At 59.5% G+C, this 16,397-nt stretch carries 13 protein-coding genes; 4 read left to right on the forward strand and 9 right to left on the reverse strand.

Going from position 1 to position 16,397, the window contains the following annotated elements:
• Positions 1-74: 74 nt before the first annotated feature.
• The 9 genes from HXW87_RS16600 to HXW87_RS16640 form a co-directional block, all read right to left on the reverse strand.
• Positions 75-1,550 carry a mannitol dehydrogenase family protein gene (locus tag HXW87_RS16600; protein WP_239776677.1) on the reverse strand — a complete coding sequence of 492 codons (1,476 nt, stop codon included), beginning with the start codon at positions 1,548-1,550 and terminating at the stop codon, positions 75-77.
• Between the two features lie 17 nt (positions 1,551-1,567).
• The gene (gene ugpC / locus HXW87_RS16605) at positions 1,568-2,671 is read right to left on the reverse strand and encodes a sn-glycerol-3-phosphate ABC transporter ATP-binding protein UgpC (protein WP_239776678.1); all 1,104 of its coding nucleotides are present in this window, start codon (positions 2,669-2,671) and stop codon (positions 1,568-1,570) included.
• Between the two features lie 123 nt (positions 2,672-2,794).
• Positions 2,795-3,625 (reverse strand): carbohydrate ABC transporter permease, encoded by an 831-nt coding sequence (locus HXW87_RS16610; RefSeq protein WP_047294621.1) that lies wholly within the window; start codon positions 3,623-3,625, stop codon positions 2,795-2,797.
• Between the two features lie 8 nt (positions 3,626-3,633).
• On the reverse strand, positions 3,634-4,560 hold the full coding sequence (locus tag HXW87_RS16615) for a sugar ABC transporter permease (RefSeq protein WP_047294620.1): 927 nt from the start codon (positions 4,558-4,560) through the stop codon (positions 3,634-3,636).
• 155 nt (positions 4,561-4,715) lie between these two features.
• On the reverse strand, positions 4,716-6,026 hold the full coding sequence (locus HXW87_RS16620; protein WP_041064323.1) for a sugar ABC transporter substrate-binding protein: 1,311 nt from the start codon (positions 6,024-6,026) through the stop codon (positions 4,716-4,718).
• A 233-nt stretch (positions 6,027-6,259) separates the two neighbouring features.
• Positions 6,260-7,165, reverse strand: a complete 906-nt coding sequence (locus HXW87_RS16625) for an AraC family transcriptional regulator (RefSeq protein ID WP_041064319.1) — start codon at positions 7,163-7,165, stop codon at positions 6,260-6,262.
• A gap of 68 nt (positions 7,166-7,233) precedes the next feature.
• Positions 7,234-8,103: a phospholipase gene (locus HXW87_RS16630; protein ID WP_182401294.1), complete on the reverse strand. Its 870-nt coding sequence runs from the start codon at positions 8,101-8,103 to the stop codon at positions 7,234-7,236.
• 146 nt (positions 8,104-8,249) lie between these two features.
• Positions 8,250-9,542: a glycosyltransferase gene (locus tag HXW87_RS16635; protein ID WP_239776680.1), complete on the reverse strand. Its 1,293-nt coding sequence runs from the start codon at positions 9,540-9,542 to the stop codon at positions 8,250-8,252.
• An 82-nt stretch (positions 9,543-9,624) separates the two neighbouring features.
• A complete protein-coding gene (locus tag HXW87_RS16640; RefSeq protein ID WP_041064307.1) occupies positions 9,625-9,987 on the reverse strand; it encodes a response regulator in 363 nt (120 codons plus the stop codon).
• 261 nt (positions 9,988-10,248) lie between these two features.
• Between HXW87_RS16640 and HXW87_RS16645 the strand changes: the two genes are divergently transcribed.
• Genes HXW87_RS16645 through HXW87_RS16660 form a run of 4 tightly spaced genes read left to right on the forward strand, consistent with a single transcriptional unit; the run spans position 10,249 to position 16,377 of the window.
• Positions 10,249-13,746, forward strand: coding sequence for a response regulator (locus HXW87_RS16645; protein WP_239776689.1), 3,498 nt, complete (start codon positions 10,249-10,251; stop codon positions 13,744-13,746).
• On the forward strand, positions 13,746-14,579 hold the full coding sequence (locus HXW87_RS16650; RefSeq protein ID WP_041064296.1) for a protein-glutamate O-methyltransferase CheR: 834 nt from the start codon (positions 13,746-13,748) through the stop codon (positions 14,577-14,579). The genes HXW87_RS16645 and HXW87_RS16650 overlap by 1 nt, the downstream gene beginning before the upstream one ends.
• A complete protein-coding gene (locus HXW87_RS16655; RefSeq protein WP_047294607.1) occupies positions 14,576-15,169 on the forward strand; it encodes a chemotaxis protein CheB in 594 nt (197 codons plus the stop codon). Before HXW87_RS16650 ends, HXW87_RS16655 begins: the two co-directional genes overlap by 4 nt.
• Positions 15,163-16,377, forward strand: a complete 1,215-nt coding sequence (locus HXW87_RS16660; protein WP_041064291.1) for a hybrid sensor histidine kinase/response regulator — start codon at positions 15,163-15,165, stop codon at positions 16,375-16,377. Before HXW87_RS16655 ends, HXW87_RS16660 begins: the two co-directional genes overlap by 7 nt.
• The last annotated feature ends 20 nt before the right edge of the window (positions 16,378-16,397 follow it).

A 16,397-nucleotide genomic window follows, 5' to 3' on the forward strand; every position in this document is an offset into this window, starting at 1 on the left:
ACGCAAAATTCATCAACGATTGAAAACCCTGTGGGAGCTGGCTTGCCAGCGATGGCGTCGGTGGTTTCACCGCATCACTCAGCCAGCACCCGCTCCAGCGTGCGCGTCACACCCACCTCACGCAAGCTGTTGCAGCACCACTCAAACGCCGCCACAAATGCCGCCGAACGTGGAATCGCCGTGCCGAAAATCTCCTCGACCGCCAACAACCGCTGAGTGATCAACGCATCATCCGCTACCAGCCCCTGACAAAATTCCGCCCGTGGATCCGGAATCGTATAGGTGTCGCCATTTTCATCGACGCCCTTCAGATACAACGCCCAGGCTGCCACCACCAACGCTGCGCGCCTGGTTTCCTGGCCATCGGCAATCAAGCGATTGATCGTCGGAATGGTGAATTTCGGAAACTTCGATGAACCGTCCGAACACACCCGCTCCAGTTGATCGGCAATCGCCTGATTGGAGAAGCGCGCCACCAGCGTGTCCTTGTAGTCGGTCAGGTCGATGCCCGGCACCGGCGCCAGTTGCGGGGTGACGTCAAGGTCCATGTAGGCGCGCATGTAGCGTACGAACAGTGGGTCATTCATGGTCTCGTGGACGAAGCGATAGCCCTTCAAAAAACCCAGGTAAGTCAGGGCCAGGTGGCTGCCGTTAAGCAGTTTGATCTTCATCTCTTCGTAGGGCGAAACGTCATCGGTGAACTGCACGCCAACCTGTTCCCAGGCCGGGCGACCGTTGACGAACTTGTCTTCCAGCACCCACTGCACAAACGGCTCGCAGACCACCGGCCAGGCATCGTCGACGCCGTGTTTGTCGGCCAGTTGCAGGCGGTGCGCGGTGCTGGTCATCGGTGTGATGCGATCGACCATGGCGTTGGGAAAACTGACGTTCTGCGCGATCCAGTCACGCAGCTCCGGGTCACGCAGGGTGGCGAAGGCCAGCAACGCCTTGCGGGTCACCGCGCCGTTGTGCGGCAGGTTATCGCAGGACATGATCGTGAACGCTGGTGTGCCCGTGTCACGGCGTTTTTCCAGCGCCGCACAGAGGAAACCGAACACGGTTTTTGGCGCCAGCGGATGGGCCAGATCGTGCTGAATCTGCGGCAGGTGCGCCATGAACTCGCCGTTGCTGTCGTCGATGCAGTAACCGCCCTCGGTGATGGTCAGCGAGACAATGCGGATCTGCGGATCGGCGAGTTTGTCGATCAGCACCTGCGCGCCGTCTTCGGCCAGAAGCATGTCGCGAATCGCACCGATCACCCGCACTTCGGTGTCGTCGCTGTCGCCGAGTTCGAACAGGGTGAACAGGTAATCCTGCTCTTTGAGATCGTCGCGGGCACGGCGGTCCTCAGTGCGCAGGCCAACGCCGCAGATTGCCCAGTCCAGCGCCTGACCGGTATTCATCAGTGCATCGGTGTAATACGCCTGATGCGCGCGATGGAAGCCGCCGACGCCAATGTGCGCGATGCCCTGGCGGGTGTCGCTGAGGCTGTAGGCCGGCAGTTGCACCTCGGGGGCGAGGCGCTGCAGATTTTGCTTATTGAGTTTCATCGGACAAGTCTCGAAATTCAGGCCGCGGCGCGCAGTGGGCGGGTCAGCGCCACGCCATTGACGTCGAACAGGTGGCAATGGCTGGCGTCCAGGTGCAGGTTCAGTTGCTCGCCGTAGCGGCTCGCCAAGTCACCGCGCACACGCATGGTCAGGGCTTCGCCGGCGTTGCTGGTGACGTGGCAGAAGGTGTCGCTGCCCAGGCGTTCGCTGACGTCGGCGGTGACTTGCAGGGTGCAGTCGCCCGGTTGCGCCAGCTCCAGATGCTCCGGGCGAATGCCCAGGGTCACCGCGCTGCCCACGCTTAGATTGGCGGCATTGAACGGCAGGGTGATGCGTGTACCGGCGTCCAGCGAGACTTCGCAGCTCTGGCCGTCGATGCGGGCGATCTTGCCCTTGAGGAAGCCCATTTTCGGCGTGCCGAGGAACCCGGCGACGAACAGGTTGGCCGGGTTGTGATAGAGGTCCAGCGGCGAGCCGACCTGCTCGATCTTGCCGCCATTGAGCACCACCACCTTGTCAGCCATGGTCATCGCTTCGACCTGGTCGTGGGTCACGTAGATCATCGTGGCTTGCAGGTCCTTGTGCAGGCGCAGCAGTTCCAGACGCATTTGCACGCGCAGGGCGGCGTCGAGGTTGGACAGCGGCTCGTCAAACAGGAAGATTTTCGGATTGCGCACGATGGCGCGGCCGATGGCAACCCGTTGCCGTTGGCCGCCGGACAGCTGTTTCGGCTTGCGTTCAAGCATCGGCCCCAGTTCGAGAATCCGCGCCGCTTCGCCGACCTTTTTCTCGACTTCGGCTTTTGGCACGCCGGCCAGATCAAGGGCGAACGACATGTTCTTTTTCACGGTCATGTGCGGGTACAGCGCGTAGGTCTGGAACACCATCGCCAGATCGCGCTTGGCCGGACTGACTTCGGTGATGTCGCGGCCATCGAGTTCGATGGTGCCGCCGCTGACTTCTTCCAGACCGGCGATCAGCCGCAGCAAGGTGGATTTGCCGCAGCCGGACGGGCCGACGAAAACTACGAATTCCTTGTCGTTCACCTCAAGGTCAATGCCCTTGATGATGGAGAAGCCTTCGAAGCCTTTTTGCAGATTTTTGATTTTCAGGTTGGCCATGGTGATGGGCCTCCGCATTGTTGTTTTTTTAAGATCAAAAGATCGCAGCCTGCGGCAGCTCCTACAGCGGGATGGCTGGTACTGTGTAGGAGCTGCCGAAGGCTGCGATCTTTTGCTTTTGATTCATTTCACGGCGCCAAATGAAAGGCCGCGCACCAATTGTTTCTGGCTGATCCAGCCGAAGATCAGGATCGGCGCACAGGCCAGGGTCGAGACCGCTGACAACTTGGCCCAGAACAGACCTTCGGGGCTGGAGTACGAGGCGATCAACGCGGTCAGTGGCGCGGCTTTCGACGACGTCAGGTTCAGCGACCAGAACGCCTCGTTCCAGCACAGGATCAGCGACAGCAGCACGGTCGAGGCCAGGCCGCCCTTGGCGATCGGCAGCAGCACGCGGAGCATTTCCTGGGCGAGGGTGGCGCCGTCGAGGCGGGCGGCTTCAAGGATGTCCTTGGGAATGTCCTTGAAGTAGGTGTAAACCATCCAGACCACGATCGGCAGGTTGATCAGCGTGTAGATCACGATCAGCGCGATACGTGTATCGAGCAGGCCGAAACTCTTGGCCAGCAGGTAGATCGGCATCAGCACACCTACCGGCGGCAGCATCTTGGTCGAGAGCATCCACAGCAGCGTGCCCTTGGTGCGCTGGGTTTCGTAGAACGCCATCGAGTAGGCCGCCGGCACCGCGATCAGCAGGCACAGCGCCGTGGCACTGAACGAGATCACCACCGAGTTCCAGGCAAAACTGAAGTAGTCGCTGCGCTCGTTGATGTGCAGGTAGTTCTCCAGCGTCGGCGTGAAGATGAACTGCGGCGGCGTGGCGAACGCGTCGATTTCGGTTTTGAAACTGGTCATCACCATCCAGAAGATCGGGAAGAAAATCACGATCGCGATGGCCCAGGCCAGGGTGCCGAGCAGCAGGCTTTGCAGCCGGCGGGATTGTTGAAGGGTCATGGCAGGCCTCAGGCTTTGTCAGTCAGGTTTTTGCCGATCATCCGCACCAGAATGATCGCGGCGATGTTGGCGATGACCACGGCAATCAAGCCGCCGGCCGAGGCCATGCCGACGTCGAACTGCACCAGCGCCTGGTTGTAGATCAGGTAGGCGAGGTTGGTCGAGGCGTAGCCGGGGCCGCCGTTGGTGGTGGTGAAAATCTCGGCGAACACCGACAGCAGGAAGATCGTTTCGATCATCACCACCACGGCAATCGGCCGCGCCAGGTGCGGCAGGGTCAGGTGCCAGAAGATCGCGACGGGGCCGGCGCCATCCAGACGCGCGGCCTCCTTCTGTTCCTGGTCGAGGGACTGCATGGCGGTCATCAGGATCAGGATCGCGAAGGGCAGCCATTGCCACGAAACAATGATGATGATCGACAGCAGCGGGTAGTGCGCCAGCCAGTCCACCGGCTCGGCGCCGAACAGCCGCCAGACGTAGGCGAGAATCCCCGAGACTGGATGGAAAATCAGGTTCTTCCAGATCAGCGCGCCGACCGTGGGCATGATGAAGAACGGCGAGATCAGCATCACCCGCACGATGCCGCGACCGAGAAACTCGCTGGCCTCGAGCAACGCGCTGATCAACACACCGAACACCACGCTGATCAGCAGCACGCTGCCCACCAGCAACAGGGTGTTGGTGGCGCCGGGCAAGAAGCCTGAGTCGGTGAGGAAATAGCTGAAGTTCTCCAGCCCGACGAACTCATTCACCCCCGGATCGAGCAGGTTGTAGCGAATCATCGAGAAGTAAATAGTCATGCCCAGCGGCACGATCATCCACAGCAGCAACAGGGCCACCGAAGGGCTGACCAGAAACCAGCCGGGATTGCGTACGCGGACTTTGCGCTGGGGTTGCGCCAGGTCGAGGTGGGCTTTGGCAGTTGAAGTATTCATGGTGATCACAACCGAGTCATACAGACCTATGGAGATCCCATGTGGGAGCGAGCCTGCTCGCGAAAGCGCGGGATCAGTGCCATGTGTATTGGCTGGCACGACGCCTTCGCGAGCAGGCTCGCTCCCACAGGAGGCAGGAGCAAGTCGTTCAGTGGTTACTTGGGATAACCCGCGCGCTTCATCTCCCGTTCGGTGGTTTGCTGCGCGGCGGCCAAGGCTTGATCCACCGTGGTCTGGCCGATCAGCGCCGCCGAGAACAGCTTGCCGACCTGGGTGCCCACGCCCTGGAATTCAGGAATGGTCACCAGTTGAATGCCGATGTACGGCACCGGTTTCAGCGTCGGTTTGCTCGGATCTGCCGCTTTCAACGATTCCAGCGTGACCTTGGCGAACGGCGCCGCGCTCATGTAAGCATCGCTGTAGGTCGAGGCGCGGGTGCCCGGCGGCACGTTGGCAATGCCGTCGGTCTTGGCCACCAGCTCGCCGTATTCCTTGGAGGTCGCCCAGGCACTGAAGGCCTTGGCGGCGTCCTTGGCCTTGGAGCTGGTCGGAATCGCCAGTGCCCACGAGTACAACCATGCCGAGCCCTTGTCGGTGACCTGATGCGGGGCGAAGGTGAAGCCGACGTGATCGGCGACCTTGCTCTGGGTCTTGTCGGTGACGAACGAACCGGCGACAGACGCATCCACCCACATCGCGCACTTGCCACTGTTGAACAGCGCGAGGTTCTCGTTGAAACCGTTGCTGGAAGCGCCCGGCGGGCCGGATTTCTTCATGGTGTCGACGTAGAAGTTCAGCGCGTTTTTCCACTCCGGGCCATTGAATTCCGGCTGCCATTTCTCATCGAACCAGCGCGCGCCGTAGGCATTGGCGACGGTGGTGATCAGCGCCATGTTCTCGCCCCAGCCGGCCTTGCCGCGCAAGCAGATGCCGTACTGCTCTTTGTCCTTGTTGGTGAGTTTTTCGGCGAAGCCGGCGATCTGTTCCCAGGTCGGACGCTCGGGCATGGTCAGGCCGGCGTCCTTGAACAGGTCGGTGCGGTAATAGGTGATCGAGCTTTCGGCGTAGAACGGCAAAGCGTACAGCGAGCCCTTGACCGAGAGCCCTTCGCGCACTGACGGGAACACGTCGTCGAGGGCGTAACTGGCCGGCAGGTCCTTCATCGGTTCCAGCCAGCCTTTGGCGCCCCAGAGTGCGGCTTCGTACATGCCAATGGTCAACACATCGAACTGCCCGCCCTGGGTGGCGATGTCGGTGGTCAGGCGTTGGCGCAACACGTTTTCTTCCAGCACCACCCAATTGAGCTTGATCTCCGGATGCTCGGCCTCGAAGGTTTTCGAGAGTTTTTGCATGCGGATCATGTCGCTGTTGTTGACGGTGGCGATGGTCAGGGTCTGGGCGCCAAGGCTGACGCTGCTGAGGGTCATGCAAGTGAGGGCAAGCAGAGCTTTTGCAGTGGGTTGCATCGTGCACTCCTTTTCTGCGTCCGTTGGGAAGCAGAAGGACAGTTATTGTTTTTGTGTCTTCCTGTGCAGGAAGAATGTGTGCTGATTACAGCCCTCAATCGACAGGCTGACAAATCATCCATCGCACTTGAACCGATACTTTTTTGCACTGGCAAAAAAGATCGCAGCTTGCGACAGCTCCTACAGGGATCGGTGTAGGAGCTGCCGCAGGCTGCGATCTTTTGATACGGCTATCAAGCGTGATTCTGTTCGGTCAGGCGCTGCACCGCGAGGCGTCGATAGTGTGAAGGCGTCATGCCCTTGAGTTGCTGGAAGCGCCGATTGAAGTTGGAAATATTGTTGAACCCCGACTCGAAACACACCTCGGTCACTGGCTTGTCGCCGTCGGCCAGCAGTTCGCAGGATTTGCTGATGCGCAGGCGATTGACGAACTCGATGAAGTTGCGCCCGGTGGCCTGTTTGAATACGCGACTGAAGTAGGTCGGCTTCATCCCCAGATGCTCGGCGACCTCTTCCAGCGTCAGCTCACGGGCGTAATGGTCGAAGATGAAATCGACGGCGCGGTTGGTGCGGTCGATGTTGTGCTCGTCGGCCAGTTGCGTGTTGGTGGCGCCGGACAGCAACTGATAGTCGTCTGTCGCCGCCAGCAACTCCATCAGAATGAAAAAATGCCCTAGACGAGTGATACCGCGTGTATCGGCAATTCGCTGCATCAGCGTCATGGCCTGGCGGATCGTGTCTTTGTCACGAAACTCGATGCCGTATTGCGCGCGCTCCAGCAGCGGCGCCAGGGTCTTGAGTTCGGCAAACACCTGGTGCCCGCTGTCGAACAACTCATCGGTGAAGTTCACCAGCATATCGCGCTTTTCCACCACTTCGTCTTCGGCCACCTGGCTGATCCAGTTGTGCGGCAGATTGGGCCCGGTGAGGAACAGCGTTTGCGGATAAAAGTTGCCGATGTAGTCGCCGATGAAGACCTTGCCGGAACTGGCGACGATCAGGTGCAGTTCGTATTCCTTGTGAAAATGCCAGCGCACTAACGGGCAGGGAAAACCATGCTGACGGTAGATGATGGACAACCCGTTATGATCGTCCATCAGCTCGTAGGAGGGATCAGTGATTCTGGTAGCCCGAGTCATGTCCGATACGTTCTGTTGTTATGTCCGGATGCTCATCATGCACGCGCGTCACGGACAGTTCCAGCACCTCAACCCCGGGCCTTGACCAGACCTTTGGCGTGGTTGATCTGCTGGCAATATTCCGCCAGCCGAGTGGCACCGACGAAATCGGCATTGATAATGCTGCACTTTGGCGCCCAGCCCGAGTCCGGGCCAAACCATTGATTGAGTTCGTGGGTGATCCGCTTTACGCCGGCCAGTTCGCCATAGCTGGTGGCCGATAACGACCAGAGGCTGCCGGATGGCGGCGGATTGGCCAGTGTTCGTGTGATGTGTTGCTTGAGTTGCTCGGCAGAGGTGATATCTGAACCGCTCCACTCATGACGGATTTTCGGCCAGTACAGAGGCGACCTGAAGTCGGGGTGCGAGTCGCTTGCCAGCACCACTCGTTGTACCGGACTGATCCTTTTAAGTTGTTCAATGGTCAGCTGGCTGTTGTTTCTGGGAATAAGCCGCGAAGCCAGTTCCGTGCTGATGACTTCGTGCAAGCCCTTGTAATCGAATAGTTGATTATTGATGCCCTTGAGTTCATGTATGTCCAATACGATGAACTCGTTCGGGTTATCACTGAGGAAGACGTTGAGACTTTTGACAAGTTCGCTCAAGGCACGCCCACGGAACAGTTTCAAGCCATGAAACGTATGGAACTTCTTGATACCCAGCCAGTGTTCATCCGCATGCAGGCGCACGTCGAAAGCGCGCACGCCTTCGTTAAGTTGCTGAATGAACGGGCCATCCTGGCAAACAAACCAGTTTTTTGCCGGCTGCAGATACGCCGGATACGAAAAGTCGTAATCCAGCCCGGCGTTATGGGCTCCGGGCCAGACCACTTCGCCCAAGGTCAGTTGGTCGATACCGGGTGCCGACGCCATCCAGTTTTTTAAAGGGTAGTTGCTCATGATGCATTCCGTTGCAGATAAAGTTTTATTCCGACCAGTCACATTGTTTGGTCAGTTCGGAAGTTATTCTTTGATGCAAGCGGACAAAGTACAAGTCAGCACTCTTTGCAAAGTGTTGGTGCTGCGCTTTCTCAGTTTTGGTTTTATCAACTTTTCTGGTTTTTGGCTTCGATCCACTGCGCCATGTATTGGGTACTTTTGTGCAGGTGGTGACGCAACATGCTGCCAGTAAAGTTGGCGCGCCGTAATGCTGACAAGTTATCGCGACAATCTTGCAGGCGAGCGATCAGCGCCGGGCCGTGATCAGCCTGCCGATAGCGCGCGTTCAACAATGTGACGCCGGCCTTTTGTGCGGCGGTCCAGCGCTGTTGGTCTTCGTGCAGGGCGACCGCGGCATCGGCCAGGGCCTGGGCCGACAGCGCCACTTCACCCGGCCATGACAGCGCACCGCACATGCCTTCGGCACCGATGGGCGTGGTGACATTGGGTGTACCGCAGAGCATCGCATCGACGAGCTTGCCCTTGATTCCCGCACCAAAACGCAAAGGCGCCAGGCAAACCCGGGCTTGCGACATCACTTGCAGCGCATCTTCTGCCCAGTTCATCACATGAAACCCCTGCGCCGCGTTGTGCAGGGCTGTGGCTTTGGGCGGCGTATAGGCACCGTAGATATGCAGTTGAGCGCCGGGCAATTGCTGGCGGATCAGCGGCCAGACGGCGGTCTTCATCCACAGCACGGCGTCCCAGTTGGGCGCGTGACGGAAGTTGCCAATACTCAGAAAGTGCGCGCGCTCTTCAAAGGGAATGAACGAACCGCGCGGGGGTTCAAGCATCAGCGGGCACCAGTGCAGCAGTTCGCCAGGGACTTGAAACTGTTCGACCAGCAACTGGATTTCCACTTCGGAAATCAGCAGATTCAGATCGCAGCGGTACAACGCGGCGATTTCCCGTTTGGCCAGATCGGTATCGGCCATCAACTCGAACTCTTCGCGCAGCGCCGGCGCGAACAGTGCGCTGAAGTCCTGATTGTCCGGGTCGTCTTTCAAACGTTCCTTGAGCCGTTGGTGGCGGGCGTGGCGCAGGCTCTGCAGGTCGGAAGTCTCCAGCACCCGCAAGGCATCCGGGCATTGCTTCTCGACGCGCCAGCCAAATTGCTCTTCCATCATGAACTGGTCGAACAGCACGATATCCGGCGCCAGTTCACGGATGAAAACATCGAAGCTGCTGTTGTTGAGTTCGATCGGCACCTCACGGATGCCCAGCGCGGTCAGGTCAGCCTTGTGCTCGCCCGGGCCGGCCGGGCTGCTGAAGGTGATGTCCCAGCCTTGCTGCAGGAATGTCTCGAGGATCTGCATCACGTGCCCGCTGGCGGCCGAAGAGCGCGGTTCGGGCCAGACGTAACCGATGACCAGAACTTTGGTGGCAGGGGATGCAGTCATTGACAGGTGTTCCTTGCAGGCAGGCGGCTAAAAATGGCGCGCAATTAGAGCACATCTGCAGCCGCTGCCGGATCAAGGCCAATCACTGGCCCAGGATGCCCTTGACCTTGTCACGCAATTGATCGATGGAGAACGGTTTGCCGATCACGTGCATGCCGGCAGGTACGTCGATGTTTTCGGCGTAACCGCTGGCGAACAGGACGGGCAGGGTGGCGCGGAGTTCACGTGCCTTGCCGGCCAGTTCACTGCCTGTCATGCCCGGCAGGCCGTAATCGGTCATCATCAAGTCGATACCCTTGCTCTGATCCCCGAGAATATTCAGCGCAGACTCACCGTCGTCCGCCTCCAGCACACTGAACTCCAGTTCCTCCAGCACATCGACGATGAGCATGCGTACGATGTCGTCGTCTTCTACTACAAGGATGGTGGGCGCTGGGGTGGACATATGGGTGCTCTCAAAAAAAGGAAATCGGAATGGCGACCGGTCGAAAATGCCGGGCTCTTGCATGAGTAAGTGGCGCATGGCCACAAGTTCCCGATTCAACGGAAAAAAGACTAGCTGCTCTTCGCGGCGCAAGGATAACGGTTGGTGCTCGGTAAGCGCAGGAAAATGTAGGAAATTGCTGCCAAAGCAGTCAGAAAAATGGATCCATACGACCGTTTTGGGGCAAACTCCCGGGTTTCGACAGTTCGACAAGGCCGCCCCATGCCCACTCCGTCTTCGATTGATGAAACACGGTTTCGCAAACTCCTGACGCGCAACATCGGATTGCCGCTGGGCGTTGGCGCACTCAGCGCCGTGTTCTTTGTATCCCTGATTACTTATCTGCTGTCGGTGATCCAGTGGGTGGAGCACACCGATCGCGTCATCAATAACGCCAACGAAGCGGTGAAACTCACGGTTGATCTGGAAACCGGCATGCGCGGCTTCCTGCTCAGTGGCGATGAGCATTTCCTCGACCCGTACGAGACCGCCAAGCCGCGGATCAATGTGGCCCTCAATACCTTGCTCGAGCTGACCGCCGACAATCCGGTGCAGACCGATCGTCTGCGTCGTTTGCAGGCGTTGCAGATCGAGTGGGCCAACTACGCACAATCGATGATCGATCTGCAGCGCACCAGCGGTGATTACCGGGGTGCGGTCAAGGCCGGGCGCGGCAAGCGCTTGACCGACGAGATCCGCAAGCAATTCGAAGACGTGATCGACATGGAGCAGCAGTTGCGCACCACGCGCAACGAAGAGGTGCGCCGCACCACAATCTGGAGCATCACCCTGTACCTGCTGTTTATCGCCGGGATCAGCGGTTTGCTGGCGTATGTCGGTCGCCGTGATCTGGTTCGTCTGTCTGACAGCTACAGCGCCACTCTCGCCGCGCAACAGGCCAGCGCCGAGCGGCTGGAACGCCAGGCATGGATGCGCAGCGGCCAGACCGAGCTGGCGGAGCAGGTGCTGGGGCAACTGACGCTGAACCTGCTGGGGCGCAATATTCTGCAGTTCTGCGCGCAATACCTCGGCACGGCGGTGGCGGCGCTGTACGTGCGTGAAGAACACGGCGGCCTCAAGCGCGTCGCGTCCTACGGGTTCTCCCGCGAGCAGGAAGAAAAGGATCAGCAGATCTACAGCGGCGAAGGCATCGTCGGCCAGGTGGCCCAGCAGGGGCAACTGATTCGGCTGGATTCGGTTCCGGCCGACTACTTCAAGGTCAGCTCCGGCCTGGGCGCGGGCCTGCCGCGCAGTGTGCTGGTGGTGCCGACCAGTGATGACGACCGGGTCAACGGCGTGATCGAGCTGGGCTTCCTGCGTCCGCTCACCGACCGCGATATCGATTTGCTGGAACTGATTGCCGGCAACATCGGCACCTCGATCGAAGCGGCGCGTTATCGCCAGCGTCTGCAGGAAGTGCTGGCCGAAACCCAGCAGCTCAACGAAGAGTTGCAGGTGCAGCAGGAAGAGCTGAAAACCGCCAACGAAGAGCTCGAAGAACAGTCGCGGATTCTCAAGGAATCCCAGGCGCATCTGGAAACCCAGCAAGTCGAGCTGGAACAGACCAACGAGCAGTTGGCCGAACAGGCGCAAACCCTGGCCGAGCAGCGCGACGCCATGGACCAGAAGAACACCGAGCTCAATCAGGCTCAGGTGCAGCTTGAAGAGCGCGCCGAGGAGCTACAGCGCTCGAGCAAGTACAAGTCCGAATTCCTCGCCAACATGTCCCACGAACTGCGCACGCCGCTGAACAGTTCACTGATCCTCGCCAAGCTGCTCGCCGAGAACCCGCAGGACAACCTGACGGCCGAGCAGGTCAAGTTCGCCGAGTCGATCTATTCCGCCGGCAACGACTTGCTGAACCTGATCAACGACATTCTCGACATTTCCAAGGTCGAGGCCGGCAAGCTGGAAGTGATCCCGGAAAACACCAGTGTCGCGCGGCTGGCCGACGGCCTGCGCAGCGTGTTCGAGCCGCTGGCGGCGGACAAGCAATTGACCTTCAGCGTCGAGTTGCAGCCGGATGCGCCGATCATGTTGTACACCGACCGCCAGCGCCTGGAGCAGGTGATCAAGAACTTGCTGTCCAACGCCGTGAAGTTCACCGAGCACGGCGCGGTCAGCCTGACCATCGCCGGCCAGCCAGACGAGCGCATTGCCTTCATCGTGCGCGATTCGGGGATCGGTATCGCTGCGGATCAGCAGGAAAGCATCTTCGAAGCGTTCCGCCAGGCTGACGGCACCACCAACCGCAAGTACGGTGGCACTGGCCTTGGTCTGTCGATTTCGCGGGATCTGGCGGCCTTGCTCGGCGGCTCGATCAGCGTCAGCAGCGCGCCGGGGCAGGGCAGCGTGTTCACCCTGGTGTTGCCACAGCAATACAGCGAGCCGGGCGACACACCGTCCGCGCCGTTGTCCTTTACGCCGCCGGTATCGAGCCCGGCCCCGGTGGCGCCGCCGTCGATTGCGCTGTCGCCCATGGCCCCGGTGCACATCCCGCGCTTTGCCGACGACCGTGGCAAGGCACCGTTCGCCACGCGCTGCATTCTGGTGGTGGAGGACGAGCCGAATTTCGCCCACATTCTTTACGATCTGGCCCACGAACTGGGTTACCAGTGCCTGGTAGCTCACGGTGCCGACGAAGGTTACGACCTGGCTCGCGAATTCGTACCGGATGCGATCCTGCTCGACATGCGTCTGCCGGACCATTCCGGGCTGACCGTGCTGCAACGCCTGAAAGAACATGCCGAAACCCGGCACATCCCGGTGCATGTGATCTCGGTCGAGGACCGCGTTGAAGCGGCGATGCACATGGGCGCGATCGGTTATGCGGTCAAGCCGACCACCCGTGAAGAGCTCAAGGACGTGTTCGCCCGTCTCGAAGCCAAGCTGACCCAGAAAGTCAAACGCGTGCTGCTGGTCGAAGATGACGATCTGCAGCGCGAAAGCATTGCCCGCCTGATCGGTGACGATGACATCGAGATCACGGCCGTCGGTCTGGCGCAGGATGCGCTGGAGAAACTGCGTACCACGATCTACGACTGCATGGTGATCGACCTGAAGTTGCCGGACATGCTCGGCAACGATCTGCTCAAGCGCATGTCCACCGAGGACATCTGCTCGTTCCCGCCAGTAATCGTCTACACCGGGCGCAATCTGACCCGCGATGAAGAAGCCGAGCTGCGCAAGTATTCGCGTTCGATCATCATCAAGGGCGCGCGCTCGCCGGAACGCCTGCTGGATGAGGTCACACTCTTTCTGCACAAAGTCGAATCGCAGTTGTCCCATGAACGGCAGAAGATGCTCAAGACCGCCCGCAGTCGCGACAAGGTCTTCGAAGGCCGCAAGGTGTTGCTGGTGGACGACGACGTACGCAACATCTTCGCCCTGACCAGTGCGCTGGAACACAAAGGTGCAGTCGTGGTGATCGGCCGTAATGGTCGCGAAGCGATTGATAAGTTGAATGAAGTCGAGGACATCGATCTGGTGTTGATGGACGTGATGATGCCGGAGATGGATGGCTTTGAAGCCACTATTGAGATCCGCAAGGATCCGCGCTGGCGCAAGCTGCCGATCATTGCGGTGACGGCCAAGGCCATGAAGGACGATCAGGAGCGCTGCCTGCAGGCGGGCGCCAACGATTACCTGGCCAAGCCCATCGACCTGGATCGCCTGTTCTCGTTGATTCGCGTGTGGTTACCGAAGATGGAACGCATTTAGTGGACAGCAGTCACTCCGTGGAGCGCAACAGCGAAATCGAATTACGCTTGTTGATTGAGGCGATCTACCTCAAGTACAGCTACGATTTTCGTGATTACTCGGGCGCTTCGATCAAGCGCCGGGTGCAGCACGCCTTGAGCCAGTTCGAGTGCGCGACGATCTCGGCGTTGCAGGAGAAAGTGCTGCACGATCCGACTGCGTTCATGCAGCTGCTGCAACTGCTGACGATCCCGGTCAGCGAGATGTTTCGCGATCCGTCGCACTTTCTGGCGATCCGCCAGGAAGTGGTGCCGCTGCTGCGGACCTATCCGTCGCTGAAGATCTGGATCGCCGGCTGCAGCACCGGTGAGGAGGTCTATTCGATGGCGATTCTGCTGCGCGAGGAAGGCCTGCTCGAGCGTACGATCATCTACGCCACCGACATCAACCCGCGCTCGCTGGACAAGGCCAAGCAGGGGATTTTCTCGATGGAGAACGTGCGCGCCTACACCGCCAATTATCAGCAGGCCGGCGGCCAGCGCTCCTTCGCCGATTACTACACCGCAGCCTATGGCTATGCGATTTTCGACAAGAGCCTGTGCGAGAACGTGACCTTTGCCGATCACAGCCTGGCGACCGACAGTGTGTTCTCCGAAACTCAATTGATTTCCTGCCGCAACGTACTGATTTACTTCAACAAGAAACTTCAGGACCGTGCCTTCGGTCTGTTTCATGAATCGCTGTGCCACCGTGGCTTTCTGGTGCTGGGCAGCAAGGAAACGCTGGATTTTTCCGGCTACTCGAATCAGTTCGAGCCGCTGGTCAAACAAGAACGGATCTACCGCAAATTATGAACGATGCCTTGGATTTGCCTCGTGTCGAGGCCATCGTGGTCGGCGCTTCGGCGGGTGGGGTCGAGGCCCTGCTGACCCTGCTCGCGCCGCTGCGCCAAGGCTATGTGCTGCCAATCATTGTCGTGTTGCACCTGCCGGAAGAGCGCCGCAGCCAGTTGGCCGAAGTATTCGCCCGACGGTTGATGCTGCCGGTGGAAGAGGCGACCGACAAACAGGACATCGCTCCCGGTACGGTTTACTTCGCGACACCCGGTTACCACCTGTCGGTTGAGCAGGATCGCAGTCTGTCGCTGAGTCTTGAAGACCGCGTGCACCATTCCCGGCCAGCCATTGATTACCTGTTTGAATCCGCCGCTGATGCTTACGGCGCAACCTTGGCTGCCGTGTTGCTGACCGGTGCCAATCACGATGGTGCCCGCGGTCTGGCGCAAGTCAAACGGCGCGGCGGACTGACCATTGTTCAAGACCCGCAGGACGCGCAGGTCGCCACCATGCCTCTGGCTGCGCTGAAGATTCAGCAGCCTGACCATGTCCTACCCATTCACGGCATCGGCCGTCTGCTTGTCGAGCTGGAACGAATCGCATGCTGAGTAATATCCAGGCCAAATTGCTGATCGTCGACGATCTGCCGGAGAACCTGCTGGCCCTCGAAGCGCTGATCAAGCGCGAGGACCGCACGGTGTACAAGGCGCTGTCGGCGGACGAAGCACTTTCGCTGCTGCTGCAACACGAGTTCGCCATGGCCATCCTCGATGTACAGATGCCGGGCATGAACGGCTTTGAACTCGCCGAGTTGATGCGCGGCACCGAGAAAACCAAAAACATCCCGATCATTTTCGTCAGCGCCGCCGGCCGCGAACTCAATTACGCGTTCAAGGGCTACGAGAGCGGGGCGGTGGACTTCCTGCACAAGCCGCTGGACATTCACGCGGTGAAGAGCAAGGTCAACGTGTTCGTCGACCTGTACCGCCAGAGCAAGGCCATGAAGCAACAGGTCGAAGCCCTGGAGCAGGCCCGCCGCGAGCAGGAAGCGCTGCTGCAACAGCTGCAGAGCACTCAGTTGGAACTGGAGCAGGCGGTGCGTATGCGCGATGACTTCATGTCAATCGTCGCCCACGAAGTCCGCACGCCGCTCAATGGCCTGATACTCGAAACCCAATTGCGCAAGATGCACCTGGCCCGGGACAACGCTGCAGCGTTCACCCTCGACAAGATGCACGCGATGGTCGATCGCGACGAGCGCCAGATCAAAAGCCTGATCCGCCTGATCGAAGACATGCTCGACGTCTCGCGGATTCGTACCGGCAAGTTGTCGATCCGTCCGGAGCGGTTCGATCTGGTGCAACTGGTGAGCAACCTGCTGCAGAATTTCGCCCAGCAGATAGAGGCCGCCGAGACCGAAGTGTCGTTCACTGCGTCCGGGCCGGTGGAAGGTTATTGGGACGAGTTCCGCATTGAGCAGGTGGTGTCCAACCTGCTGACCAATGCTCTGCGCTACGGCGGTCGCAGCCCTATCCAGGTGCGGGTGTACCGTGAAGGTGATGAGGCGCGGGTCGAGGTTCAGGACCGCGGCATCGGCATCAGTGAAGAGAATCAGAAGCGTATTTTTCAACAGTTCGAACGGGTTTCCGCCAAGACGGTAGTGGCTGGTCTCGGGCTGGGTCTGTTCATTTCCGAGCAGATCGTCGCCGCCCATGGCGGTTCCATCGTCGTCGAGAGTCAAATCAACGAAGGCGCCCTGTTTCGCGTTTGTCTGCCAATCCAGGAAAACGGCATATCCGACGCAACCTCTGAGTGACCGCACGGTCGTATCAGCAG

The organism is Pseudomonas sp. Y5-11 (assembly GCF_022368695.1).
In the GTDB taxonomy this organism is placed as follows: Bacteria; Pseudomonadota; Gammaproteobacteria; order Pseudomonadales; family Pseudomonadaceae; genus Aquipseudomonas; species Aquipseudomonas parakoreensis.

What these genes read in the sequence shown, in the direction of transcription:
- HXW87_RS16600 (WP_239776677.1), bottom strand. Translation starts at nt 1,550, where the DNA reads ATGAAACTCAATAAGCAAAATCTGCAGCGCCTCGCCCCCGAGGTGCAA.
- ugpC (WP_239776678.1), bottom strand. Translation starts at nt 2,671, where the DNA reads ATGGCCAACCTGAAAATCAAAAATCTGCAAAAAGGCTTCGAAGGCTTC.
- HXW87_RS16610 (WP_047294621.1), bottom strand. Translation starts at nt 3,625, where the DNA reads ATGACCCTTCAACAATCCCGCCGGCTGCAAAGCCTGCTGCTCGGCACC.
- HXW87_RS16615 (WP_047294620.1), bottom strand. Translation starts at nt 4,560, where the DNA reads ATGAATACTTCAACTGCCAAAGCCCACCTCGACCTGGCGCAACCCCAG.
- HXW87_RS16620 (WP_041064323.1), bottom strand. Translation starts at nt 6,026, where the DNA reads ATGCAACCCACTGCAAAAGCTCTGCTTGCCCTCACTTGCATGACCCTC.
- HXW87_RS16625 (WP_041064319.1), bottom strand. Translation starts at nt 7,165, where the DNA reads ATGACTCGGGCTACCAGAATCACTGATCCCTCCTACGAGCTGATGGAC.
- HXW87_RS16630 (WP_182401294.1), bottom strand. Translation starts at nt 8,103, where the DNA reads ATGAGCAACTACCCTTTAAAAAACTGGATGGCGTCGGCACCCGGTATC.
- HXW87_RS16635 (WP_239776680.1), bottom strand. Translation starts at nt 9,542, where the DNA reads ATGACTGCATCCCCTGCCACCAAAGTTCTGGTCATCGGTTACGTCTGG.
- HXW87_RS16640 (WP_041064307.1), bottom strand. Translation starts at nt 9,987, where the DNA reads ATGTCCACCCCAGCGCCCACCATCCTTGTAGTAGAAGACGACGACATC.
- HXW87_RS16645 (WP_239776689.1), top strand. Translation starts at nt 10,249, where the DNA reads ATGCCCACTCCGTCTTCGATTGATGAAACACGGTTTCGCAAACTCCTG.
- HXW87_RS16655 (WP_047294607.1), top strand. Translation starts at nt 14,576, where the DNA reads ATGAACGATGCCTTGGATTTGCCTCGTGTCGAGGCCATCGTGGTCGGC.
- HXW87_RS16660 (WP_041064291.1), top strand. Translation starts at nt 15,163, where the DNA reads ATGCTGAGTAATATCCAGGCCAAATTGCTGATCGTCGACGATCTGCCG.